At 63.9% G+C, this 24,229-nt stretch carries 10 protein-coding genes and 1 tRNA gene; 2 read left to right on the forward strand and 9 right to left on the reverse strand.

Translation table 11 applies throughout. The features are described 5' to 3' along the window. The first annotated feature begins 226 nt into the window (after positions 1 to 226). Positions 227 to 412 (forward strand): hypothetical protein, encoded by a 186-nt coding sequence (locus OPIT5_22865; protein ID AHF94652.1) that lies wholly within the window; start codon positions 227 to 229, stop codon positions 410 to 412. Here OPIT5_22865 and OPIT5_22870 read toward each other — a convergent pair. The 5 genes from OPIT5_22870 to OPIT5_22890 form a co-directional block, all read right to left on the reverse strand. Beyond that, positions 402 to 6,626, reverse strand: a complete 6,225-nt coding sequence (locus tag OPIT5_22870; protein AHF92643.1) for a type IV secretion protein Rhs — start codon at positions 6,624 to 6,626, stop codon at positions 402 to 404. The two genes, OPIT5_22865 and OPIT5_22870, sit on opposite strands and share 11 nt — an antisense overlap. A gap of 68 nt (positions 6,627 to 6,694) precedes the next feature. Next, entirely contained in the window at positions 6,695 to 7,381 is a 687-nt protein-coding gene (locus tag OPIT5_22875; GenBank protein ID AHF92644.1) for a hypothetical protein, read from the reverse strand. An 847-nt stretch (positions 7,382 to 8,228) separates the two neighbouring features. Beyond that, positions 8,229 to 10,982 carry a fibronectin gene (locus OPIT5_22880; protein ID AHF92645.1) on the reverse strand — a complete coding sequence of 918 codons (2,754 nt, stop codon included), beginning with the start codon at positions 10,980 to 10,982 and terminating at the stop codon, positions 8,229 to 8,231. A 111-nt stretch (positions 10,983 to 11,093) separates the two neighbouring features. Continuing rightward, complete coding sequence (locus OPIT5_22885; GenBank protein ID AHF92646.1) at positions 11,094 to 14,387, reverse strand: fibronectin; 3,294 nt, start codon at positions 14,385 to 14,387, stop codon at positions 11,094 to 11,096. 166 nt (positions 14,388 to 14,553) lie between these two features. Beyond that, positions 14,554 to 18,300, reverse strand: a complete 3,747-nt coding sequence (locus OPIT5_22890; GenBank protein ID AHF92647.1) for a hypothetical protein — start codon at positions 18,298 to 18,300, stop codon at positions 14,554 to 14,556. Between the two features lie 221 nt (positions 18,301 to 18,521). Between OPIT5_22890 and OPIT5_22895 the strand changes: the two genes are divergently transcribed. After that, positions 18,522 to 19,544, forward strand: a complete 1,023-nt coding sequence (locus tag OPIT5_22895; protein AHF92648.1) for a LacI family transcriptional regulator — start codon at positions 18,522 to 18,524, stop codon at positions 19,542 to 19,544. Between the two features lie 136 nt (positions 19,545 to 19,680). On the opposite strand, the gene OPIT5_22900 is transcribed toward OPIT5_22895, so the two are convergent. The 4 genes from OPIT5_22900 to OPIT5_22915 all read right to left on the reverse strand — a co-directional run bounded on the left by OPIT5_22900 (position 19,681) and on the right by OPIT5_22915 (position 24,160). Next, positions 19,681 to 19,756, reverse strand: a tRNA-Gly gene (locus OPIT5_22900). Positions 19,757 to 19,816: 60 nt separating this feature from the next. Further along, a complete protein-coding gene (locus OPIT5_22905; GenBank protein ID AHF92649.1) occupies positions 19,817 to 21,226 on the reverse strand; it encodes a glutamate--tRNA synthetase in 1,410 nt (469 codons plus the stop codon). A gap of 95 nt (positions 21,227 to 21,321) precedes the next feature. Then, positions 21,322 to 22,020, reverse strand: coding sequence for a protease (locus OPIT5_22910; GenBank protein AHF92650.1), 699 nt, complete (start codon positions 22,018 to 22,020; stop codon positions 21,322 to 21,324). A 58-nt stretch (positions 22,021 to 22,078) separates the two neighbouring features. After that, positions 22,079 to 24,160 carry a von Willebrand factor A gene (locus tag OPIT5_22915; GenBank protein AHF92651.1) on the reverse strand — a complete coding sequence of 694 codons (2,082 nt, stop codon included), beginning with the start codon at positions 24,158 to 24,160 and terminating at the stop codon, positions 22,079 to 22,081. Positions 24,161 to 24,229: the final 69 nt, after the last annotated feature.

The following is a 24,229-nucleotide window of genomic DNA, read 5'->3' on the forward strand; positions in this document are numbered from 1 at the left end:
TGTATTTCCAGAAAGAGTTATCCTTCTGCTCGGATAAAGTGCTGCTTCTGGCATTCCCAATTGTTCAAATCTGAGTTTAAATCCCTCCATGAGACCGGGCTTGCTTATTAGCAATGCCCGGTATTCTGGATCTAACAATTCCAATGATTCTTCAAAGTTGTTTTTGGCCATCAGTACATGCAGGCGTGCATATGTTTCATCTATCGTTCTGTATGCTTCTCCGTTTATGGTTTTCGATACAAAGTCCGTAATCCATAAAGAAGAGAATATCGCAATTAATGATAAAGTTAAAACAAGGATAGCCCTTGTTTTTTTCTGTTTTTGGCATCTTGCCAACAGCAAGATGAGGCTGATGCACAAGAATAGTGAGAGAAGGAAGACAGAAAGTTTCATGTACTGCTTTATGGCCTAAACGTTCCAGTGTTACTAATAAATAAAAATCCTGATGGAGCACTTCGCGGAGTGTAGCGGCTGAAAACTGAATGTATATTTCCTATCTGATTCCCGTTGTGCTTCCACTTCCACAGAATAGGCATATAGGAGCTGTTTCTATGAGGCCCTTCTCCATTGTCCCAGACACAAAGCGATTGAGCTTTGGTTAGTGCCTGCATTTCTCGTTTCATCTCTTCGATATCAGCAAAAACACCGGTAGCAATCAAGACCCCAAGATAATCACTTGGCAGGTCTTCAACCGAAAAGGATGACTTGGAGACAATGTCTCCGCCCAGCCAACCGCCTTGATACATTTCCCAATAAGTTTGAAATTGCAGCTCGATGCCTAATATTATTTCTGTCTGATCTTTGCCAGACACTCGACCTTTGTAATTAAATAAAATAACAGAAGAGAAACGGCTGTGCCCTCTGGCCTGAGCCGCTTCTCTTATCATATAATCAGTGATACCAGGGTATTTTTCATAATCACGCATAGCGGCCATGATTTGCCTTGCTCCTTGAGTAGTTGCTCTGGCATGTGCTAGATCAATCCATCCGGCTCCTCGTGAATAGACCGTCCGGCCTCCTTCAATATCATTTCTCTTAATCAGACCTAATGCATCTATTTGTCCGATCACATCATTCTCGACCATCCCATACAAATTCAGTCCACCTTCCTCCTCGATGGGATCCCTGCTTGGCCACCGTCCCGTTGAAGGATTATAATAGCGATAGCCATAGTAATAGAGGCCGGTGAGCCGGTCCTGGTATTTGGTGGAGAACCCGAAAGGTAAGTCATCACTGATGCCGGTGGTGATGACGGATTCACCAAAAGCACCGTATTCACGCTGGCCAGCGAGGGAGCCGTCGGCCGTGTCGATCCATGCGATGATATTGCCGTTGGCATCGTATCCGGGAGCATACACCGTTGTGCCCGCGCCGCTCCACAACAGGCCGCCGACGCCTCCAGCACCTTGCAGACTTCCGCTCAGATCGAGACCCCAGATATGGCTGTGCAAGAGTTGACCGGCATCGAACTGGTCGTACTCGGCGACAAGGTTCCAGCCATCGTAGAGGGAGAGGTGTTCCTCGATAAGAACTCCGGCCGGTGTCGGCAGGGTCTTGAGGCGTACGGCAATCCGGCGACCCTGCGTGTCATAGTCGTTTTCCTGCCGGAAACGGATCAGGCCTGTTGCGGTGGCCATATCCTGGCGCATTTCGACAGAAGCCAGCCGGTTTTCGCCGTCCCAAGAGTAGTTCCAGCGACCGTCTTGCGTCAGGTTGCCATCAGCGTCGTAAACGAAGGTTTCCGGGTCGCCGGGGATGAGGTAGGGATCGGTACTGCCGGTGGTGGCAAACGAGCGGGTTTCGGTGGCGACCTGTTCCGGCGGTCCGGGATCGACCGCCTGAATCTTTATTTCCGCGTTGACCGGGTCGGGATCGTTGTCGAAGGGGGCGGCCCGATAAAAATCCTCGCCGGTGCGGGTGGTCAGGCCGTCGTTGACCAGCACGGTGACGGCAGTCGAAGCGGAGCCGCGCACGTCGATGGCGCCGGGATAGTCCCGCTGCGTGTAGCGGTTGAGCGCGTCGGAGGTGTATGCCGCCGTGCGGCCGTTGGTGGTCGTGCTCATGCGGTTGCCGATGTCGTCAAAACTGTACCCGAAATCGTACCCCGGCAAGGCCGTGTTGTCGGAGAGGCGCTTTTGCGCCGAGGTCACCTGTCCGAGCGCATCATAGCCGTAGGCCCAGCGCCGGGAATCCTCATGGGTGACCTGCGTACGCTGGTTGGCCGCGTTGTACGTGTAGTCGCGGCGGGCATGCAGGGAGGAACCGTTGCCGAGGGTGTCCACGCGGGTGACGCGCCCGAGCACGTCGAACGTGCGCTCCTGCCGGGCGCGCTCGGTGGAGCCGTTCTTGATCGTGACGCCGGTCACCGTGCCGAGGTTCGGATGGTAGCTGTAGGCGGCCGAAAGATTACCCTGTGTCACAGTTGCCAGACGCGAGGAGGCATCGTAAGCATAGCTCACGGGCAGAATCGAGCTTGCCGAGAGAGAGTCTGGCCGTTGCAGGCTGTCGAAAGTGCGGGTGACCGACTTGCCCGACAGCAAGCCGGTGCCGGTATAGACCTCACCGGTCAACTGGCCGCTGGTGTAGGTACGGGTGAGCAGGCCGGCGGCATCGGTGGTCGTGTGCAGACGACCAGAGCGGTCATAGGTGTGGGTGACCGCCGGCGTGCTGTCGCTGTAGGCGACGGAGGCCAGGTCGCCGGCATCGGTGTAGTCATACGTGGTGACGACGCCGCGCGCCCAGGTGCGCGTGGCCAAGCGCCCGGCGGGGGTGTAGGTGTAAGCCGGTCCCTGGTTGTCGGCGTAGCGCTTGTTGAGCAGCCAGCCGCGCTGGCTGTCGTAGTTCCAGGTGGTAACGGCCTCGCCGGCGGTGCCGGCAAAATCTTTCCAGGTGGTCAGCGTCCTGAGCCGGCCTTGCGCGTCGTACGTGTATTCTTGCGGATACGTGCGTGCGCCCCAGGTGCGTTTTACCTGTCCGGTCGGGTAGTACGTGGTTTCGGTTTCGGCGGCGTCAGGATGGGTGACTTTCGACTGCCAGCCGCGGTTGTTGTACGTGTAGCTCGTGGTCTGCGCACCGTCGCCGGGATCGGGCGTGGTCACCGAGGACACTTGGTCGTCATCAAAATACGAATACGTGGTCGCGCCGATACCGGTCACCGTTTGCGTGACGAGCCGGCCGTGCGGATCGTAGGCGTAAGCGACTTGGGAAAGGGTTACGTTGTTGGCATCCTTGCGGGTTTCACCGGTCAGGCGGCCCTGGGCATAGGTGAGGATGCTGGTGGAACCGTCGGGAGCGGTCGTCGTTTCGGTGCGGTTGCCCGTGCCGTCCTGCGTGACCGCGGTGTGCGTGGTCAGGCCGCGGAAGGTGGTCCAGGATTGCAGGCTGTCCAGCGCCGTCTCGTTAACCGAGACGGTCACCGGGTTGTCGCCGGCGCTTTCCCAGACTTCGGTGGTCGTGCGTCGGACGGTGGCGCTGCCGCGGGTCGTGTACGTGGTGACAGTGCGGGTGATGCGGTCGTCGCCAGCGTAGTCGATGGTGCCGTTGCGCTCCAGGTCGAGGGCGGTCACTGTCTGCTCGCCGCGGTCGTTGTACGCAAACAGGGTCTGCACGCCGTCGGCGTCGGTCAGGCTCACCAGCTGGCCTTTCGCGTTGTAGCCGGAGGTTTCTTCGGCGTTGTCCGGATAGCGGACCAGGTGGTTGCGGCCGGCGTGGTCGCGGTAGCGTTTGACCCACTGCGCTGCCGGCGTACCGGTCGGTTCGTCACCGGTGGGGAAAAACTCCTGCTCGTATTCGCCGTCGGTATCCGCGCCGTAAGCGTAATCGCGCCACGGCGCGGCGTCGCCACGGACCGAGGCGGGCGAGCCGTCCGGGTAGAAGATGGAGATTTCCTCGCTGGTGTCGGGGTGGACGGTTTTGCGCTCGGTCAGGCCGCCGGAAAGCAGCGTTTCAGTGTACGTGGTCACGCGGTCGAGGGCATCGGTCGAAGTCAGCAACCGGCCGGCGGTGTCGTATGTCTGGGTCGAGACGGGAATCTGCGAATCGTCGCTTCCGACGCGGGTGGTCGAGATGACCCGGCCGGCCGCGTCGTATTCATAAACGGTGGAGACGCCGCCGACGGTCTCGCGGGTGACGCGGCCGAGGTCGTCATGCTCGTACGTGGTCAGGATGCCGTCGCGGCTGCGGAAGGAAGCCAGCCCGCAGCACGACGAATACTCCCGCTCTTCCGTGGTGCCGTCGAGGAAGGCGATCAGGGTGGGCCGGCCGAGTTCGTCGCGGTCCATGACCACCGCGGAATCGACGAGCAGGCCGTTCTCGTAGATGTTGCGTTCCAGTTCCCGGCCCAGTTCGTCCTCGATGACTTCGGTGCGGCGTCCGATGATCGAGCTGTCAAGCTGGAGTGCGCCCTCGTATGTGGTCCAGATGCGCCCGCCGGCTTCCTGCGGATCGAGCAGCAGGCTGGTGGCCGTGCCGTCGGGTCGTTGCGTCCAGACAGTCTTGTACTGGAGCAGGCCATTGACGCCGGTACGGGTGATCGTGACGAGGTTGGTGGAGGCATCCCAAGCCGCGCCGGGCACAGTGCAGACGATCTCGCGTTCCTCGGTCCAGGCTTCGTCACGCTCGCCGTTGGGGCCGAGCCCGCCGGTGGCCGTCAGCGTCAGCCGGTGACGTCGGCCCGTCTCCTGACCGAGCAGGGTGTCGGTTTGCGTTTCCAGCGCCTCGTCTTTTCCGTCGCCGTCCAGGTCGGTGACGGTGGCGTAGGTCCAGGTGGTCACACGGTTGAGGTTGTCGGCCGACTCGAAGGCACTGTCCAGAAACTGGCTGACACGTTTGGCCTTCCGGCCCTCACTGTCGTAGGTCCAGCTTTCCCAGTTGCCGGTTGAGGTCTGCCGGGTCTTCAGTTCGCCCAAGGCGAGACCGTCGGTCGTGGCGTTGTCGTAATACGTGTAGATGGTCGTGACGGCGGCGGTGCCCGAGCCGGTGATTTCCTCGATGGTCTTTTCGCCGAAGGCGTACGTGCGGGTCTTTTTCACGGTGACCTGCGCCACGCTGTTGTCAGGGTTGACCAGTTCGCGGGTCTCCACCTTGAGGTCTCCCTCGGTGGTGTAGGTGAGCCGTTCGGTCTTCAGGCCGTTGCCAGAGGTCGTTTCCCAGTCGCCACCGTCCTGGCTGAAGACGGTTTCGACCGATTTGCCGTTGCGCGTTTCGGTGATACCGAGACGGGGGTTTTGCGGCGTGGAGCCGGAGGCCTCGGCAATGGTGTAGCTCACCAGCGGCGTGCCTGTGACTGCGTACAGGCCGGTCTGTTCATCCGGGCTGCCGACCTGCGAAGCCGGATACACGCGGATTTCGTATGAGGTCACCGACAGGGTCACGATGTCTGCCAGACCTTCCGGCACCAACACCTGCCGCAGGTGGTCCGAGGTGTCGCTGATGACCTTCACCTCGGTCCCGGAAAAGGCGGCCAAGGTCAAGGTCTTTGGGGTAAAGGTGTCGGCCGTGACGGTCTCCTCCCTGATGCGAAGCACACCGGCTGTCCGGCCGCCGGCGAGAGCGCCCAGGTGCATGAGAAATTCCACACTGCTCGTGCATGTTTCCGGACTGCCCAGGGTCTGTGCCCCGGGAGGAATCAGCCGGATCGAGCTTTCGACCACCTCGGTGACTTTGTTGGCGCGGGCGGGAACATCGAAGTCGATTTCCCCGTCCTTGCATCGCTTGTCGGTGGCCAGAGTGATCCCCTGCTCGGTCGTGTACTCACCGTTCAGAAACACTGCTTCGCCGCTGGCGTCGAAGCCGCCGAATTCGCCGACACGAAGATCGCCGATGATGTTGTAACTTGCCCCGCAGGCATCCTTCAGGGTGATCGTCACCGACCGGGCGTTGGTGAAGGAAAGGGGAGAGGTCGACTCGGGAGTAGTGGTTCCCAGGCCCTGCGTGAAGGTGCGACGGAAACCGGCCTCCTTCTCGCCTCCCTCTCGGGCGATGGCGTCCTCTAAGGTGTCGGGGTCGGAGAGGGTGACCGTAAAACCCTGATCAGCCGGGTGATGGTAAGAGCCTCCCGGAAGACCCTGGTAGGGATAGGAACCGCAACCCCGAATGGTTTGGGCAGTCAGGGTCTGGGTTCTCTTCATATAGTGGTTGCCAGTACAACAATACTGTTCAGTGGAACACTCCTCCTCGTTGAACGGATACAGGATATAGTCATAATCATTATCCCAAGTCGGACCTTCGCCGGGTGATCGATAAACCTTCTGATTGGTGTGCCGGGTGTCAGTCTCCATTCCTGCCGAATCCCAGGTCGCACTGCCGGACCATACGGAAATGACCTGATAGTAATAGGTATATTCTCCAGCGTCGTTTATCCTGGTGTCTGTAAAATCCAGATAACCGTCAACAGACTGCGTCTTCCACTTCCACACCGGGCCGGCGTTCCACGGGGCCACCGGGTCGGAATTGTCCTGCGTGTTGCCCGTGGGCCGGTAGCCGGACCAGCCGATCAGCTCTCCCTCCCCGGTCATGCTTTTGTAAGCTTTTACTTTCCCCTCCTCACTGCCGCATTGTCCCCATGCCTGAAGGGCTGGAACCAACAATGTCAAAATAAACATGGGCAGGCGGACGATGTCTGTCATGGCTCGGCGAGCTTCTCCACGGATACCGGTGATTCTCGGGAGAACGTTGAGGGCGTTTCTGGAACGGCTCATGGACTGTAAGCAATCAGGTTGAGGGTGGCGGGAGAGATCGGCGTGGCAGCGACGTTCGGATCGGTGCCGGCCAAAAATTCTGCAAGGTTGGACAGGCCGTCGTTATCGGGGTCGGCGGCGGGATCGATGCCGATATGGCCGAAGTGGGTCAGTTCCCAGTTGTCGTCGATGCCGTTGCCGTCCGCATCGGTCAGCAGCGGGGTGAGGGTTGTTTCGACCGCAGACTGGAGGAGGGTGAAGCGGTCGACCGGGAGGTTTTCGGGAGGCTGCCAGAGGATGGCGAGGTCTTCGGGCGGAGCGGGCAGGGCGGAGAGGTCCCAGGTGTAGGTCAGGGCGTCGTCGCTGGCGGTGAGGGCGGGGGCGAGCGGAGTGGTCCGGTTGAGGAGGGTGGCTTGGGGCGGGAAGAGCGGCGGGAGGGCGTCGGCGAAGGCGACGCGGAGGGAGAGGGTGTCGAGGTCGGGGAGAAGGGCGGCGGGGAAAAGGGTAATGTCGCCGCCACTACGCAGGAGGAGGCCGCCGGTGTCGTGGTCGGCGGGGAGGAGGACGGTATCCGGATCGGGGGCGGTGAGGTCTGCGGACCAGCCGGACCAGGTTTCCCGGGAGTCGGCGGCGGGGAGGAGAGAGGCGAGACCGAGCACAAAAACGGGCACGGCAAACCGGTTGAGGTGGAAACGGGTGTGCATGGCCGGGGAGATTAATCGGGTTGGCTGAGCGGTGACCGAGGCGTGGTGGTAGCGTTCCCGGAGGAGCGGTATCGGTAGAAGTGACGAGGCGGACTGTACGTCCGTCCGGAAAACCGGCGCTCCGTGAAATTTGTCATTTACTCGGCATATCCTGGTCAATCAGCGCTGGTGGTCGGCCCTACGGGCGATCGCCTGCGGCAATGCCATCTCCAGTCTGCCCGGCGTAAATCTCCCGCGCGCTTATAAGCGCGATGGAGGGTTCCCTGTGCAGCTTGTTCTTTGCGTTCCTTCGCGGCCAACCGGTTTGGAAATCCGTGGCATCACACCGTTTTCAGGCCGTCGGGATCCGGAGCCCTGCGGGCTTGTGTGCGCAATTATACCAGAGTCCCTGAATTTTTGGCTGCCACAGAAGCCCGGAAAAATTGAACAGAAGATAAGAAGAGGACGAAGGTCCGCTGGCGGCCGGAAGCTGATTGGGCGAAAGAGGCGATTCCTGTTTCAGTAAAAAAGTGTTCCTGATTCGGGACGGGTTATACCAGCGTCCCGAATATTTTTGATTTTACACAAAGGCCGCAAAGGACGCAAAGAAGGTAACTGGCAACCCTTTGCGCTCTTTGCGGCCTTTGTGTAAAAATCTGAAGGCTTTGGTATTACGGGTACTGGAGCGCCTTTGTGATCTTCTTGTCTTCTGTTCAAAATGACTTCTGTAGCATTCAGGGTTGAAGTTGATTGAAAGAAACCGGAGGGAGCGGAGAAAGGGGCTTTTCTCTCGGGAAACCGGAATCGCTCCGTTATCTCCTGTAAAAAATCTGAATCCTTCGGGTTTGTGGTGTTGCCAGACGTTTCGTCAGGGATCGGCGAAGGTGTAGTTTAAAATGTAGGACGTTTCGTCGGCGAGGCTGCCGCCGCTGGTCACGAGCAGGCGGAAACCACCGGTCGTGAACACGGGGCCTCCGCCGACGGCGGCGGGATGAGTAATGTTGCGCGGGATACGCCACTCCCAGCTCGTGGCGGTCACCGCGTAGGGGGCGATGCCGACGGTGGCGATGAAGCCGTCGTTGAACGCGCCGGATTTCTGGGAATGGAGCGCGTCGCCCTGCATGAGCAGTTCGCTGCGGAGCAGGCCGGCGCCCCAGGGATCGAAACCTGCTCCGGCGCCGGAGGGAGCAAGGTCGGTGTCGAAATAGAGGTTGTTGCCGTGGGCGTGAAAATCGTGGGCGTTCCAGGTGTCGATGCGCAGGTAGAGGTAGTCGTCGTCGTTGGCGATCCACACGGCTTTCAGGTCGGAAGGCGCGGCGCCGTGGTCGTTTTCCGGATCGCTCCAGACCAGGGCGGCGGCGGGCCAGTCGGTGAAATCGCCGTCGATGGTGAGGGTGGCCCGGGTCGATCCGCTGCAGGCAAGGGGCGTGGCTTCGAGCGTGACGGTGTTGTCGTCCTCGAGCGCGGGGCTGCCGCCGTCGATCGCGCGGACGACGAAGGTATAGGCGACGCCGTTGTCGAGGCCGGTGACGGTGTATTCGTTGGCGACCGCGGTGGCGAGATCTACCGGCCAGGCATAGTTGGCGGGCGGCGTGCCGTGGACAGGGCCGGTGGTCTGCCAGGGCGCGGCCGCGAGGTTGGCGGTGTCGGGAGAGGAAGCAGAGGGTGCGTGGTAAATTTTGTAACGCACGGGGCGGGTCTGGTCGCTGGCAGTATCCCAGCGGACGGTGACGGAACCGTCGCCGGGGATAAGGGCCTGGATGCCGACGCGCGGGGGTTCGGTGGTGGTGGAGCCGCGTGGCACGAAGCTGTTGGCGGTGGTGCTCCAGGCGGGTGCGGCGGTGTCGGGGTGGCCGGCGTTCCAGAGCTGGGCCCGCGGTTCGGGGGCGAGGCTGAGGAATTTGTCGGTCTGGTAGAGCGACCAGCCCTGGATTTGTTGGGACTCGACAAAATCCTCGTCGAAGACGGAGCCGGCGGCCTGCTCGAAGCGGTAGCCGAGATTTTTCTCGAAGCCGTCGGCGTTGATGATGGGGAAAAATTCGGTGGAGGAGCCGGTATCGAGGGTGAGGAGCAGGAGGATATGGGAACCGTCGGGACCGAAGACGGGTTGATTGGGATAACGGGAATGGGTGGCCGGGTGGGTGAGGGCGCGGGGGATGCGGATTTCCCATTCGGTTTGCGCGAGATTGGAGGCGACGGAAGCGGAGCCGACGAGGCCGAGGTTGAAGACGCCGGTATCCTGGCTGTAGAGGGAGCCGTTCTGGTAGAGGAGTTCGGAGCGGATGCGGTTTTCTGCGCCGGTGGGGAGGTAACCATCGGCGGAGACGTCGTCGAGGTCCTCGATGTCGTCGGTATCGATATAGAGGTTGAAGCCGGCGGTGTTGAGGTCGGTGCCGGGATCGGTGCTGATGCGCAGGTAGAGGTAGTCGGCATCGTTGGCGGCGTAAACGGCGTTGATCGCTCCGGCATCGGGGGTGTCGCCGTTGACCTGGAGGCGGGCGGCGGAAGGCCAGTCGGAGACATCGCCGTCGATGGCGAGGGTGGCGCGAACGGCGCGGGGTTCGAGGTAGCCGAGAGAGAGCACGGAAAAGCCGTCGGCGCGGTCGGCCTCGGCGGAGAGCTTCAGGCCGGTGCGGTATTTGCTGTCGAGAAAGTAGGGGCTGCGGGTGTCGAAGTCGTTGCTGTCGGAAAAATAGCTTTCGAACATGACGAGGTCGATCCACGGGCGGGTGGTGAAGTTGTACGCCTCGAATTCGGGATTGAAGAAAAAGGTGCCGCGGTTTTGCACGAGCAGTTTTCCCGGCCACGTGGCGCGGACGGTTTGCAGGAGCTGGCGGTAGCCGGGAGCGGTCCACTCGAACTGGAGGGCGGCACTGAAGGAATTGGGGGCGCAGGTGTCGACGGTGTCGATGAAGATGCCGTCGCAACCGAGACCCTTGCCGACCGTGGTGGTGAGGATTTCGTCGAGACCGCAGTTGCCGTCGGAGGCCTCGGTCATGGTTTTGAGGACGGCGAACCACGCGGGGTCACCGGCGTTGACGTAGGCGCCGGCGAACTCGCCGTTGAAGTCGGGCTTGCCGTCGAAGGGAGGGTTGTCGAGGTAGAAGGACGCGTATCCGGTGCCGCCGGGGGAGGGATCGCCGAGGGAGGCGGAACCGTCGGGATTGAGGGTGCTGGCGATGGGATCGGTGGATGGATTGGCGCGGGGATCGACGCGCGGGCCGGTGCCGCCGGGCACGGGGAGGATGACGCGGTGGCCGTCCACGTAGACGAAGTTGCCGTTGACGTCACGCTCGTAGATGGAGGCGCGGTTGTCCTCGCCGAAGGAGATGTAGCCGAGCACGCGGATGTCGTCGGCGGTGCCGGGGAGGCCGTCGGCGCCGTTTTGCAGATCGGCGACCTGGGGGCGGGTGATGTTCTTCGGTTCGATGATGACGAGCCGGTAACCGTCGGCCTTGACTGTCGCGAGGAGCGAGGGCGTCCAGGCACCGTAGTAGATGTAGTACGGGTCGTTGGAGGTGAAGCGTTCGAGCGGCGCGTCGGCCGACAGCGGAGTGACGGTCACGGCGAAGGCCGGCAGCACGGCGGAGAGGAAGGCGGTGCGGATTTCGGGAAAATGCATGACAGGTCGCGCGGAGCGGGAGACGGAAAAATGGCGGGAACGGGGCGGGCGCGGGGCGGCGGGAGCAAAAAAAATCCCGCCGGCGGAGGCGACGGCGGGACGGGCGGGGACTTACGGGGCCGGGATGTACCAGATCACTTGCGTGGACGGGTCGTCGGGCGCGAGTTCGGCGGGTCCGGCATTGTCGCTGGTCACGAGGATGAAAAACGACTGGCCGGGAGCGCCGAACACCGGGCCGCCTGCGCCGGGATGCTCGAGGTCGCGGGGGATGCGCCACTCCCAGGAGGTGGCGCTGCCGCTCGCGGGAGAGAGAAGCACGGTTTTGGAACCCGGCGACGTGGCCGCGCCCTCGTTGAAGGCTCCGCCTTTCTGGCTGTAGACGCCGGCATTCTGGAGCAGCAGTTCCGAGCCGAAAGCGAGCGAATGGGGGTGGAAACCGGTAGCCGGCGAGAGGTCGGTGTCGAAGTAGATGTTGTTCAGCGCCGCCGTGTAGTCGTGGGCGTTCCAGGTGTCGATGCGCAGGTAGATGTAGTCGGCATCGTTGGCCAGCCACACGGCCTTCACGTCGGAGGGAGCGCCGGCATGGTCGGACGCGGCGTCGGAATAGACGAGGGCGGCCGCGGGCCAGTCGGAGGTGTCGCCGTCCACGGTGATGGTGGCGAACACCGACGGCTCGGCGAAGGTGTAGGCGGCCGGGCCGGCGAGTTCGTCCGAAACGGAGGAGCCGCTGGTGGCGAGTATCCGGAAACCGGATGCGGAGAAGACCGCGCCGCCTCCGACGGCGGCGGGGTGCTCGAGGTTGCGGGGGACGCGCCATTCCCAGCTCGTGGCGGATACGCCGAACGGGGCGAAGCCCACGGTGTCGATGAGGCCGTCGTTGAAGTTGCCGTCCTTCTCGCTCCAGAGCGTGCCCCCCTCGATGAGCAGGTCGCTGGCGATGAGCCCGGCGCCGTACGGATCGAAGCCGGTGGCGGCGGAAAGGTCGGTGTCGAGATAGAGCTTGTTGAAGGCGTTGGGGAAATCGTGGGCGTTCCAGGTGTCGATGCGGAAGTAGATATACTCCGAATCGTTGGCGACCCAGATGGCCTTGATGTCGGAGGGGCCGGTGCCGTGGTCGTTTTCCGGATCGGCCCAGATCTGCGCCTCGGCGGGCCAGTCGGCGAAACTGCCGTCGATGGTGATGGTGGCCCAGGCGGAGCCGCCGCTGCTCTGCGGGGTGGCTTCGAGGGTGACGGTGTTGGCCTCCTCGTGGACCGGCGTGGCGCTGTCGGCGGCGCGGACGACGAAGGTGTAAGCGACGCCGTTGTCGAGGCCGGTGACGGTGTATTCGTTGGCGTATGACGTGGCGGCGTTGCGCGGATAACTGTAGTCGGCCGGCGGCGTGCCGGTGACGTAGCCGGTGTTTTGCCACGGGGCGACGGTGAGGTCGGCGGTACTCGGGGAGGAGGCGGAGGGAGCGTAGTAGATCTTGTAACGCACGGGGCGGGTCTGGTCGTTGGCGGTGTCCCATTGCACGGTGACGGAGCCGTCGCCGGGGAGGGCGGCCTGGATGCCGACGCGCGGGGGCTCGAAGGTGGTGGCCTCGCGCGGGGTGAAACCGTTGGCGGTGGTGCTCCAGACGGGCGCGGCGGTGTCGGGATGCGCGGTGTTCCAGGCGGCGGTGCGGGTGTTGGGCGCGAAGCTGAGGAACTTGTCGGTCTGGTAAAGGAGCCAGCCCTGGATTTGCTGTGACTCGACAAAATCCTCGTCGAAGACGGAGCCGGCGGCCTGCTCGAAGCGATAGCCGAGATTTTTCTCGAAGCCGTCGGCGTTGATGATCGGGAAGTATTCGGTGGAGGAACCGGTATCGAGGGTGAGGAGCAGGAGGATATGGGAACCGTCGGGACCGAAGACGGGTTGATTGGGATAACGGGAATGGGTGGCCGGGTGAGTGAGGGCGCGGGGGATGCGGATCTCCCACTCGGTTTGCGCGAGATCGGAGGCGACGGAAGCGGAGCCGACGAGGCCGAGGTTGAAGACGCCGGTGTCCTGGCTGTAGAGGGAGCCGTTCTGGTAGAGGAGTTCGGAGCGGATGCGGTTTTCTGCGCCGGTGGGAAGGTAACCTTCGGCGGAGACGTCGTCGAAGTCCTCGATGTCGTCGGTATCGATGTAGAGGTTGAAGCCGGCGGTGTTGAGATCGGTGCCGGGATCGGTGCTGATGCGCAGGTAGAGGTAGTCGGCGTCATTGGCGGCGTAAACGGCCTTGATCGCGCCGGCGTCGGGCGAGGCGCCATTGACCTGGAGACGCGATTCGGAGGGCCAGTCGGAGACGTCGCCGTCGATGGCGAGGGTGGCGCGGACGGCGCGGGGTTCGAGGTAGCCGAGAGAGAGCACGGAAAAGCCGTCGGCGCGGTCGGCTTCGGCGGAGAGCTTCAGGCCGACGTTGTACTTGTTGTCGTTGAAGTAGGGGCTGCGGGTGTCGAAATCGTTGCTGTCGGAAAAATAGCTTTCGAAAAAGACGCCGTCGATGAAGGGGCGCGTGGTGAAATTGTACGCCTCGACATCGGTGCGGAAAAAGAAGGTGCCGCGATTCTGGAGAAGAAACTTGTCGGGGTAAGCGCCGCGGACGGTTTGCAGGAGCTGGCGGTAGCCGGGAGCGGTCCACTCGAACTGGGTGACCGGGCTGAAGGAGTTGGGGGCACAGGTGTCGATGGTGTCGATGAAGATGCCGTCGCAGCCGAGGCCCTTGCCGACCGTGGTGGTGAGGATTTCGTCGAGGCCGCAGTTGCCGTCGGAGGCCTCGGTCATGGCTTTGAGGACGTCGAACCACGCAGGGTCACCGGCGTTGACGTAGGCGCCGGCGAACTCGCCGTTGAAGTCGGGCTTGCCGTCGAAGGGAGGGTTGTCGAGGTAGAAGGACGCGTATCCGGTGCCGCCGGGGGAGGGATCGCCGAGAGAGGCGGAACCGTCCGGGTTGAGGGTGCTGGCGATGGGATCGGTGGAGGGGTTGACGCGGGGATCGACGCGCGGGCCGGTGCCGCCGGGCACGGGCTTGATGACGCGATGGCCGTCCACGTAGACGAAGTCACCGTTGACGTCGCGCTCGTAGATGGAGGCGCGGTTGTCCTCGCCGAAGGAGATGTAGCCGAGCACGCGGATGTCATCGGCGGTGCCGGGAAGGCCGTCGGCGCCGTTCTGCAGATCGGCGACCAGTGTCCGGGTGATGTTTTTCGGCTCGACGACGACAATTTTGTAGCCGTTGGCCTTGACGGTGGCGACGAGGCCGGCGTCCCAGCCGCCGTAGTAGATGTAGTAGGTGTCGCTGCTGGTGAAGCGTTCGACGGGAGCCGCCGCCGGGGCGCTCGAAACGAGCGCGACGACAGACAGTCCGAGAGCGAGGAGGGCGGGGGAGGACGACTGTTTCATGATGGTACGGGATGTTTTTTGACAGGGGAGAGCAAAGGGGTTGCGAGAATAGTTACAATGTCAATGTGTAAATAGTTACATTTTGATATTTCTTCTGATGTTTCGTCGACGCCGGATCAGGGGCAGGGCGGCCAATCCGGTTGCGGTTCTGGTCGCTCCGGATGGCTCAGTTCACCTCGATCTCGGAGACCCACATGATGCCGGGGCGGGCGGGGGCGCCTTGGCCGGGGTTTTGCACCACGCGGATGGTCTTGAACATCTGGCGCGGGAAGGTGACGCGGGTGGAGCGTTCGCCGGGTTTCGACTGCCAGTTGGCGATGACGAGTTCCTGGCCGGTGGCGACTTCACCGAGGACCGTGCCGCTGCGCCCCGTGTAGGTCACGCCGCCTTCGCTGTGCCAGTGGATCACCACCTCGCGCACGGCGACAGGTTGCGGGAAGGCGAAGCGCACCCAGTGCTCGTCGGGCGAGTCGCCGGAGGCCCAGGCGGCCTCGTTCCAGGCGAGGGCTCCGCTGTCGGTGACGCCGTCGTTGAGCGGCCGGGTCGTGTAACCGCCGAAGGTGCTGTCGGCCGTCACCTGCACGCCGTCGCCGCCGGAAAGGCTGGCGCGGGCGTCGAGAAAGACCACGCGGCATTCGTCCTCCCACCAGACGCGTCCACCGGAAGAGACTTTCATCGCGAGTGTCACGGCGCCGGCGTTGGCGTTCGTGCCGGACGGGCGGGGCAGGGCAAGGGTCACGGTTTCGCTCGCGCCGGCCGCGAGGCTTACGCGGCGGCGTTCTCCGGGGCCGGCGGAGGACCCGGCGATGCGCCATTCGAGGAGACACTCGCGGGTGTCGGCGGCATGGTTTTGCAGGCGCACCGGCACCGCGGCCTTCGCCTCGCGGACGAGCAGGCGGGGTCCGGGACCGGTGGCCTCGACCGGCGGCACGGACCGTACGAGCACCGGGCGGCTGAAGGAGGCTTCCGCGCCGTCTGCGCGGACGATGTTCCAGGTGATCGTGCGGGCGGCAGCCGCGGCTTCGCCGGCCGGAGCGGGCAGGGTGAGGCGCACCTCGCGCGTCGCGCCCGGCGCGAGCGGCACGGACTGCGAGCCGGACGCCGCGCCGGCGGGGCGCAGATCGAGCGTAGTGGAGCTTTCATTACGGATGGCGAGCGTCCAGGCCGACGGTTCGCCGGCGATGACGGGGCCGGCCGGGGCGATGTCGGCGTGGATGCCCGCGGCGCGTTCGCGGGCGAGCGATTCCAGCGCGCGGAGCGCCGTGGCGGCTTCGTCGCCTCCGGAGCGCCAGCCGCGCAGGAAGGCGCGTTCGTCCTCCAGTCGCGCGGGGGAAATCAGGTCGAGGACCAGCGTCGCCTGCGGTTCCAGCGCCACGGGCAGGCGCTCGCCGCCGTCGATCCAGCCGCCGAGGCCGGTCTGCGGATCGAGCCAGGCGGTGCACCCGAGGCCGGCGGGCAGGAGGAGCGCGATCGCCAGGCGGGTGTCGGCCGGATTTTGCAGGGTCAGGTGCCAGAGTCCGTCCGACGAGCGGCCGAATTGCTCGAGCCGCGGCTGATTTACGGGCGTCGCGGCGCCGGGGTTGGCCAGCCGCGCCTCGCGCACCGGTTGCCAGCCGGCGTCGGCCACGCGGCGCACGAGCGGGATGAAGGTGCGGAAGAGCGGGCGGTCGCGCTCGAGGAGCTTCGCGTCGTGCCAGTAAGGATCGTCGGCCGCGTTGTGGCTGAAAAAACTCGGCTGGAACCCGTAGAGCAGACAGGTCTCGAAGTAGCGGCGCAGCGGCTCGCCCGCGAAGGTGCGGAAGTCGGTGGACTGGAGAAAGCCGAACGGTTTCCGGCCGGAGAGGGCGCGGCGGTAGTCGAGGCGGGCGCGGGCGGGCGGGTTGTACTGGCCGCCGCTCCACCAGTCGGTTTCCTCGCCGGGGATGTCGATCCAGCGGTTGATGAAGGGCGCGTCCACCAGCGGGAAATTCGCCATCAGGTACTTGCCCCGCGAACGCAGGAGCGCGCCGAGCGCGGCGGTGAATTCGTACTGCGGCACGTTGGGCGCGATGACCGGCGCGAGGCCGGCGCGCGTCCAGGTGGCGGGATGATCGGTGGCATGCAGCGCGGCCGGCGCGTGGTCGGGCTGCACGATGGCGTCCATCGAATCGAGGTAGATGCCGTCCACGCGCGGGTCCTCCAGCCAGGCGGAGATCTGCCGCCACTCGGCCGCGGCGCGGTTGAGCCCGTCGGGCGAGGCGGGCGCGAGATCGGGATCGGTGTTCACCTCCATGCGCGCGCCCCGGTTCCAGGGCAGGTCCATGAACTTCATCAGGATCTCTCCCTTCGCATCGCGCGTCGCGCCGGCCAGGCCCGAGGCCGCGAGGTCGCGAGTCCAGCCGGAGCCGAGCGCGGCGAGCCGGCGCATTTTTTCGGCGGCGCGCGCCGGGGTGCGTTCCTCGCCCTCGTCGAACGGCAGCCAGTAAAGCCACGGCTCCGTGTACATGAGCGTGAGGATACCGTTTTTCTTCGCGTAATCGACGTCCGCTCCGCGTTCGCCGACTTTTTCGAAAAACGAGAATCCGAAATCTTCGGCGCCCGGCAGCTTCGAGATGTCGGAAAACGGCATCCACAGGCCCGAGTGCGGCACGCGCCGCTCCGCGTAGTCCGGATAGCGCCGGTAAAACTCCGCCAGCGCCGCGCGGAAGCCGCCTTCGTCGCCGCGTTCAACCGTGTAAAACGAGCACCGGAACGTCGCTTGTCCGGGAAATTTTTTCGTCTCCGGCGAGAGCGCGAGGTCGTAACCCGCCCGGAAAAATTTCGCATCGGCGGCGAGCGTGAACACCCGCGGCTCGACGGGGTCGGTTTCCAGCACGAAGGCGCGTCCTGCGTCTTCGACTACGGCAAACGGATACAGCGACTGGCGCGCATCCGGCCCGTAGCGGCCACCGGCAAAGTGGCCGTAAACCGGTTCGCGGGCGGCGATCACGCGGCTCTCCGTAATGTCGTCCGCCCAGGTTTTGCCGGCCAGCGGCAACGCGAGACCCGCCTCGATGCGCAGGCAACGCGCCTTGTCGTCGCGGAGCCAGCCGGTGAGCCGCACCTCGCCCGCGCGGGGCGTATCGGCCACGAGCACCCAGGCGACGCCGAGCGTTTCGCCGGCCCATGCAAAATCGTCGCCGCGCCGCCACGCACGCGCCGGCGTCAGCGTCGCCGTCTTGTTGCCGGCTGCGTCGAGCAAGGTGGCCTGCACGCGCGCCGTCGCCGGCCAGCCCGCCGCTTGCAGACGCGTGCCTATCGCCTCGAAACCCGCACCGCCCGGCAGCGGCGTCCATGCCCGCAGGTCGGGACCGCCGTTCAGGAGGGCCGAGAGCGAAGCCGCGCGCGCCGCCAGCAACGGACCGATGTCTGCGGCGGTCGCCGCCGCCGCCGGCGCCATCACGGGGAGCCGGGCGGGGTTGACCGCTGTCATGCCGGTCGCCGGCCAGCGCTGCGCCGTGCTCCAGTCGGGCGCGGTGACTTCCACGAAAAACGAAAACGGCTTCGCCAGCGCGGGCGCGGAGACGATGCAGGCGAGCTTCCCGGGTGTGGCCTGAAACACCGGCGCGCCAGTCCGTGCCCATGCCCAGCCCTGCGCGCCGACGGGGTAGGCGTAGAACGACGGACCCTCCATCATGAGATCGCCGCCGGTGGACGGTTCGCCTTTTTGCGGTCCGTCCGTGTCGAAAAAAATCCGCAGCCGTTCCGGCGAGAGCTCCCCCTCATGACTCAGGATGACCGCCACGGCATCGGGTGCTCCGGTGACGCGTTCCACGCGCACGTCGGTCACACGCCCGGGGCTGGCCGCACCCGCCTCCGGCAGGAGCGCGCCGGTCGCGGCCAAGGCGCAAAAGACGAAAGAAAAAAGGCGAGGGGAAGCGATGTGCCGGATCATGATGTAGCGGAGAGTGCGTAACTAATTACGCAAGCCTTCGGGGCGTCAAGGCTGCTTCGCGTTTCTGTCGACCAAAAGGTACGGGGAGACCAAGGCATTTTACTTGGGAAGAGAGGAAATCCTGGACAAGTTCCCGCGAGCGTTACTACTTACCTGAAACCAGCCTCTTCGCGTTTTTCATCGGTCCGCCGCTTCTCTTGTGGCCGGTCCGGCTGCCATCCATGGATATCAAAAAATTCTCCCGCCTTGCCGGTGTTTCCACTGCCACGGTCTCGCGCGCCTTTTCCGGCCGGGGCCGGATCCGCGAAGCCACCCGGGCCCGCATTTTCGAACTGGCCGCCGAGCACGGTTACACGCCCAACATCCACGCCCAGCGTCTCAACGCCAGCCGCACCTCGATCATCGCGGTCTATTACAGTTTCAGCACGGCGCCGATTTTCGACTACTACAACATGGAGCTGGCCCAGGAGATCGCCAAGGCGGCGGGGGCGCGCGGTTACACGACCAATCTCGAGCTGGGCCAGAAAACCGGGGAGCCGTCGCCCGGGCTCCAGCGCGCCGCCGCCGGCGGAGGACTGGACGGCATCATCCTCGTGGCGGATTCGCGCGCCGGCGCGCTCGCATTCCTGCAACGCTTCAAATCCCTGCCGGTTGTCATCATTGCCAACGACGCCTGGAACTTGCCCGAGGCTGCCGGTCTCGTCCGCATCCAGCAGGAGTCCGGCATCAACGAGGCGGTTTCAGCGCTGAAGGCCGCCGGGCACACACGCATCGGTTTTATCCACGGGCTGGCCGACGCCGCCAAGCACGACGCCTTTCTCCGCGCGCTCCGGATGCAGGGGCTCGATGCCGCGTCGGCTCCGGCCGCGTCCGGCCCGCTGTCGTTCGAGGACGGCGAACGTGCCGTCGGCGAACTGTTGCCGGCGAAGGTGACGGCGGTGCTTTGCTCGACCGACATCCTCGCGCTGGGCGCGATCAGCGGCGCGGACAAGCGCGGCGTGCGCGTGCCCGGGGATCTTTCGATCGTGGGTATCGACAATCTTTCGTTCACGCCTTTCACGCGTCCGCCGCTGGCCAGCGTCGGCATCCCGCGCACGGAGATCGCATCCGCGGCGGTGGCCACGCTCGACCAGCTCGTCGAGGACGCCACCGCGACCGATGGACAGCAGACGCCTCGTCAGTTGATCCACACGATCAACACCCGTTTTATCCTGCGCGAGTCGCTCGGCCCCGTCACCGCCTGAGCCGGGCTTCCCTGCGAAAGAAAAATGCGCGGACAGGGACCCGGAGCAATCCCGGGCAATCCGGATCGCCCCGCTTCCGGAACCGGAAAAGAAAAGCCCCGGTAACTTTTTGGGTTACCGGGGCCAGTGCCAAAACTGGAGCGGGCGAAGAGACTCGAACTCTCGACGTCCACCTTGGCAAGGTGGTGCTCTACCAACTGAGCTACACCCGCGAGAGAGAGGGGGAGAAAAAGGATCGCCTGGCGCGGGTCAACAGGAATTTGTTTCTTTTTTCACAAATCTTTCGGCTCCTTGCGTTCCCGGAGTGTCGCGGCGAAGCGGGTCAGCCGGGCCAGCACCCGGTCGCGGCCGAGAAGCCGGAAAATGCTCGTCAAGCCCGGACCGGCGTTGAGGCCGGTCACGGCCAGGCGAGCGACCGGCTGGTAGTCGCCAAAACCGAGGGCGTGCGCGGTGGCGGTGTCCTTGATCACGGTCTCGATGGCGGTGTCGTCGGAGAAATCCGCGGACGGCGCGGCGAGCGCGGCGGCGAGCTCGGCGAGGCGCGCTTTCGGCTCGCCTTTGGCGAGAATCTTCCCGCGCGCCTTTTCGTCGGTCGGATAATCCTCGGTGAAAAAATACGCGGTGTAGGCGGGCAGTTCCTCGACGGACTTGATCTTGGGCTGCGCGAGCAGCATCACGTCGCGGAAATACCCGGGCGCGGCGGCCAGCGCGGGCGCGGCGGGCGCCTGTTTTTCGAAATAGTCGCGGGCGCAGGAGACAAAGCGGTCGGCGGGGAGTTCGAGCAGCCAGACCATGTTCATATGCGCCATCTTTTTCTCGTCGAAACGGGCGTTGCTCTGGTTGACGCCGGGGAAATCGAAGAGACGGATGATGTCTTCGATCGGCATCTTTTCGCGGTCGTCTTTCGGACTCCAGCCGAGCAGGCAGAGGAAATTGACCACGGCTTCGGGCAGGTATCCGCGCCGTTGATACTCCTCGACGAGCGCGCCCTGGTCGCGTTTGGACATCTTGCCGGGGCCGTGCTGCTTCAGGATGAGCGGGATGTGCGCGAAGGCGGGCACCGGCGCGCCGAAGGCCTGGTAGAGCTCGACATGCTTGCTGGTGTTGGAGAGATGATCCTCGCCGCGGATCACGTGGGTGATTTTCATGGCAATGTCGTCCACGACGTTGACGAGGTGGAACACAGGATTGCCGTCGGAGCGGACGATCACGAAGTCCTCGTCTTCGGTCCGCTCGACGCGGCCGCGGATGCAGTCGTCGATGATGACGGGTTTGTTGCGCACCTTGGTCACGGTCTTCTTGCGATGCTCGTCGAAAACCTCGTAGCGCTCGCCTTCGAGCCGGAACCAGATGGCGCCGTCCTTTTCGTAGGTGCGGCCGGCGTCGGCGAGTTTTTGCAGGTACTCGCTGTAAATGGAGGCGCGTTCGCTCTGGCGGTAGGGACCGTAGTCGCCGCCGACGCCGGGGCCTTCGTCCCAGTTCAGGCCGAGCCAGCGGAGGCTGTCGTAAATGACGTTGAGGAACTCCTCGCTGTTGCGGGCGTGATCGGTGTCCTCGACGCGGAGCACGAAGACGCCGCCGGTGTGGCGGGCGTAGAGCCAGTTGAAGAGCGCGGTGCGGGCGCTGCCGATATGGAAAAAACCGGTCGGGCTGGGTGCGAAACGGACGCGAACCTGGGACATGGTGGATGTGATGGATGTGCTGACGGTGATGGCACCGGCAGGTGTGCCGGTGCGAACAGGAAAAACTGTCAGCAAGACCGGTTCGCCCCGCGCTGTCAAAACCCGTGCGATGGCGGGGCGGGAGAGGGCGGGGCGGAGGAACGGGTGCCGGCGGGTACTGGAACCGGGCAGCGGTGAGTATCCCGGAAAAAGCCGACCATCGCGCCTATGACACCTCCGGCAAGATGCGCCAGCGGCACAGGGACAAACGCATGGGCGGTGCCGGCAAACGAAGACGTGTGAACGAACAGCGTGGCACCCGAAAAGATCTCGTAGCTGCATTTGGCGATCAGACCGGCGAGAGCGAGTGCCCCGAGGGCGACAGAAAACGGGTGGCGGGGACGGCAAACGAGTCCGTCGCGAAGGATACCGGTCGCAACAAGCGCAAAGAGGGCGGCGTCGAGTCCCGAGAGGCCGCGGTAGGTGATGAATTGCGGTTGGGCGATCCAGACTGTCAGGACGATGAGCGGTGCGGCGAGCGAGAGCGTGAGGACGGTCGCGAAGCGCGAACGGCGCTCGGCCATCGTGCCGAGGACGAGGAGGGCAAAGACATCCCAGGCCAGATGGTTTTGTCCGAAGTGGACAAGATGCGAGGTGAAGAGCGGCCAGATGGCGCCGTGCGCCAGGAAGCCGGCCCGATCGAACTGGAGGAGAGTGGCAACCCCCGGAGGCAACGCCGCGACAAGCAAGGCCGCGGCGGCGATGGCGAGAGTGACGAGCGGGAGGCTGGGGAGGAATATGCGAAATCGGGTCATGGCTGGCGGGAGTTTTTATAAGCCCCATGGGTCTCATGAGTCCCATGGGGCTTATGGTTTACCGCTGGCGCGCCGCGCGTCTGCCGAGGTGCGCGGCCCAGGCGAGGAAGGCGAAGAAGAGCATCAGCGCCACGTCCTTGCTGTCGAGGGCTCCGCCTCCGCCGCCGCTGCTGTAGGGGCGGCTCACGTGGGGAGCGGGTTGCGAATACGTGGGCTGTTGCGCGTCGACCTGGTAGTTTTTGACGGGCTGCTGCGCGCGGGCGCTCTGCGCGGTGCGTTCGGTGGCGATGCGGTCGCGGTTTTTGCGGTCGATGCCGCGACCGGCGAAGGTGGCGTCGTCGAGGACGACCATCGCGGTGTGGTCGGTGACGAGCTGATACTCCACACCGAGGTGCGTGATCGCATCCTTGCTCTCGGCGGGCGGGAGCTGGCCGATGGATTCCAGCAACTCGAGTTGCTCGATCTGCGCGAGGGCCCAGAGGCGTTCGATCTCGGGATTGTCGGTGTCGGTCTCGGGGAAGTTGAACGTCGTGGTGTAGGTCTTGTCCTCGCCGGTGAGCTTGGCCTTGAGCTGGACGGTGGCCTCGCCGGCGCTGTCGTAGCGGCCGAAAATGACAAGCTGCTGTCCGCGGTAGATCTTTTGCGGGTAGTCGCCGGTGGTTTCGGTGACGCGGGCGCCCTTGAATCTGAAGGACGCGTCGTGCAGGGATTCGAAGGCGATCTTCGACTTGGCGAGGAGGATCTGGCCGACGATGTCGTCGTCGTTGGAAACACCCGCGTAAAAACCGCCGGTGGCGTCGGCCATCGTCCGCATGAGCGGCCAGTTGGCGCTGTTGCCCATGAGGAAGCCGAAGAAACGGATGTCGTATTTCTTGAGGAGCGCATGAAACGCCTTCGGATCGACGACACCCTGGTTGGCGACGCCGTCGGTGACGAGGACGATGCTGCTGGCGCGGTCGGCGTCGAGGTCACGCAGGGCGAGCTTGAGACCGGCATGGATATCGGTGCCGCCGTTGGGGGTGAGGCTTTTGACGAGTTCGACGCCGCGCTCGACGTTGGCACGGGTGGCGGGCGTCCAGCCGAGGACTTCCCGGCCGGAGTTGTTGAAGGTGACGATGCGGAAACGGTCGGTCTCGCGCATCTGTCCGAGGGCGCGGGAAACGCCGTTGGCGAGCGTGGCGATCTTGCCCTGCATGGAGCCGGAGACGTCGAGCACATAGGTATAGTCGGCGCCGCGCGTGATGGGTTGCAGGTCGATGCCGGGCGTGACGACCATCATGAAGGTGCCGGGTTTGTCCTTCGCGGCGCGGTAGGGGATGACTTCGACGCGGCCGGGGAGGTTGTCGGCGAGGCGATAGTAGAGAACAAAGTCGCGATCGAGGCCGGCGTCGGGACGGTCGAGGGTGAGCTGGTAGTGGCCGGTATCCAGTTTCCGGATGCTGGCGGCGTTTTCGAAGCCGGGCACGCGCACGTCGTCGACCGGCCAGGCGGATTTGAGTTCGACATTGAAAACGAGCCGGCCGGGGCCGCCGCCTTCGATGCGGCTGTTGGCCGGTTGCCAGAAATCCTGCGCGGCGTCGTCGGTGCCACCGTCCTCGAGCGGATAGTGGTAGCGGCCGACGCCGGTGTCGATTTCGAGGGGCTGGTAATAGACGAACGAGAGCTGCGTTTCGGCGTTGGCGCGGACGGAGGACACGCGGAATTCGTAAGTCTGGTAGGTGTTCTTCGAGGCGAGGCCGGCGTCGTTGCCTTTGGCTTTTTCGTCTTCATACACGGCCTGCGCTTCGGCCTTGGGCAGAACCTCGCCGCGGAGAATCTTTTCGCCGGCATGGATCGTCACTTCGGAAAGGCTGGCGCTTTTCGGGACGGGGAATGCGTAAACGGCTTCGAGGTCGACAGAGTTGGGGTTGAAAAAAATCTGGGTGACCTCGGTGCGGGCGAATCCGTTATTGATGGTGACATCGACCTGGTGTGACCGGATCTGGATCGGGGCCTGCGGCGAGCCGACAGGAGTGAGGGTGCCGGCACCGCGGGCGGTTGCCATGAGGGCCCAGGGAAGCGCGGCAACAAGGGAGAACCCGAGGAAGGCAAGGAAGCGGCGGGCTCCGGAAGGACGTTGGATGTGGTCTTGGTTTTTCATGACGCCTGATGACCTTGCCGGATATATGCCAGGTTGTGTGTGTGTTCCTTTAGATGCTTTATCACAATG

This window comes from Opitutaceae bacterium TAV5, assembly GCA_000242935.3.
Taxonomy (GTDB): Bacteria; Verrucomicrobiota; Verrucomicrobiia; order Opitutales; family Opitutaceae; genus Geminisphaera.

What these genes read in the sequence shown, in the direction of transcription:
- OPIT5_22865 (AHF94652.1), top strand. Translation starts at nt 227, where the DNA reads ATGGTTTTCGATACAAAGTCCGTAATCCATAAAGAAGAGAATATCGCA.
- OPIT5_22870 (AHF92643.1), bottom strand. Translation starts at nt 6,626, where the DNA reads ATGACAGACATCGTCCGCCTGCCCATGTTTATTTTGACATTGTTGGTT.
- OPIT5_22875 (AHF92644.1), bottom strand. Translation starts at nt 7,381, where the DNA reads ATGCACACCCGTTTCCACCTCAACCGGTTTGCCGTGCCCGTTTTTGTG.
- OPIT5_22880 (AHF92645.1), bottom strand. Translation starts at nt 10,982, where the DNA reads ATGCATTTTCCCGAAATCCGCACCGCCTTCCTCTCCGCCGTGCTGCCG.
- OPIT5_22885 (AHF92646.1), bottom strand. Translation starts at nt 14,387, where the DNA reads ATGAAACAGTCGTCCTCCCCCGCCCTCCTCGCTCTCGGACTGTCTGTC.
- OPIT5_22890 (AHF92647.1), bottom strand. Translation starts at nt 18,300, where the DNA reads ATGATCCGGCACATCGCTTCCCCTCGCCTTTTTTCTTTCGTCTTTTGC.
- OPIT5_22895 (AHF92648.1), top strand. Translation starts at nt 18,522, where the DNA reads ATGGATATCAAAAAATTCTCCCGCCTTGCCGGTGTTTCCACTGCCACG.
- OPIT5_22905 (AHF92649.1), bottom strand. Translation starts at nt 21,226, where the DNA reads ATGTCCCAGGTTCGCGTCCGTTTCGCACCCAGCCCGACCGGTTTTTTC.
- OPIT5_22910 (AHF92650.1), bottom strand. Translation starts at nt 22,020, where the DNA reads ATGACCCGATTTCGCATATTCCTCCCCAGCCTCCCGCTCGTCACTCTC.
- OPIT5_22915 (AHF92651.1), bottom strand. Translation starts at nt 24,160, where the DNA reads ATGAAAAACCAAGACCACATCCAACGTCCTTCCGGAGCCCGCCGCTTC.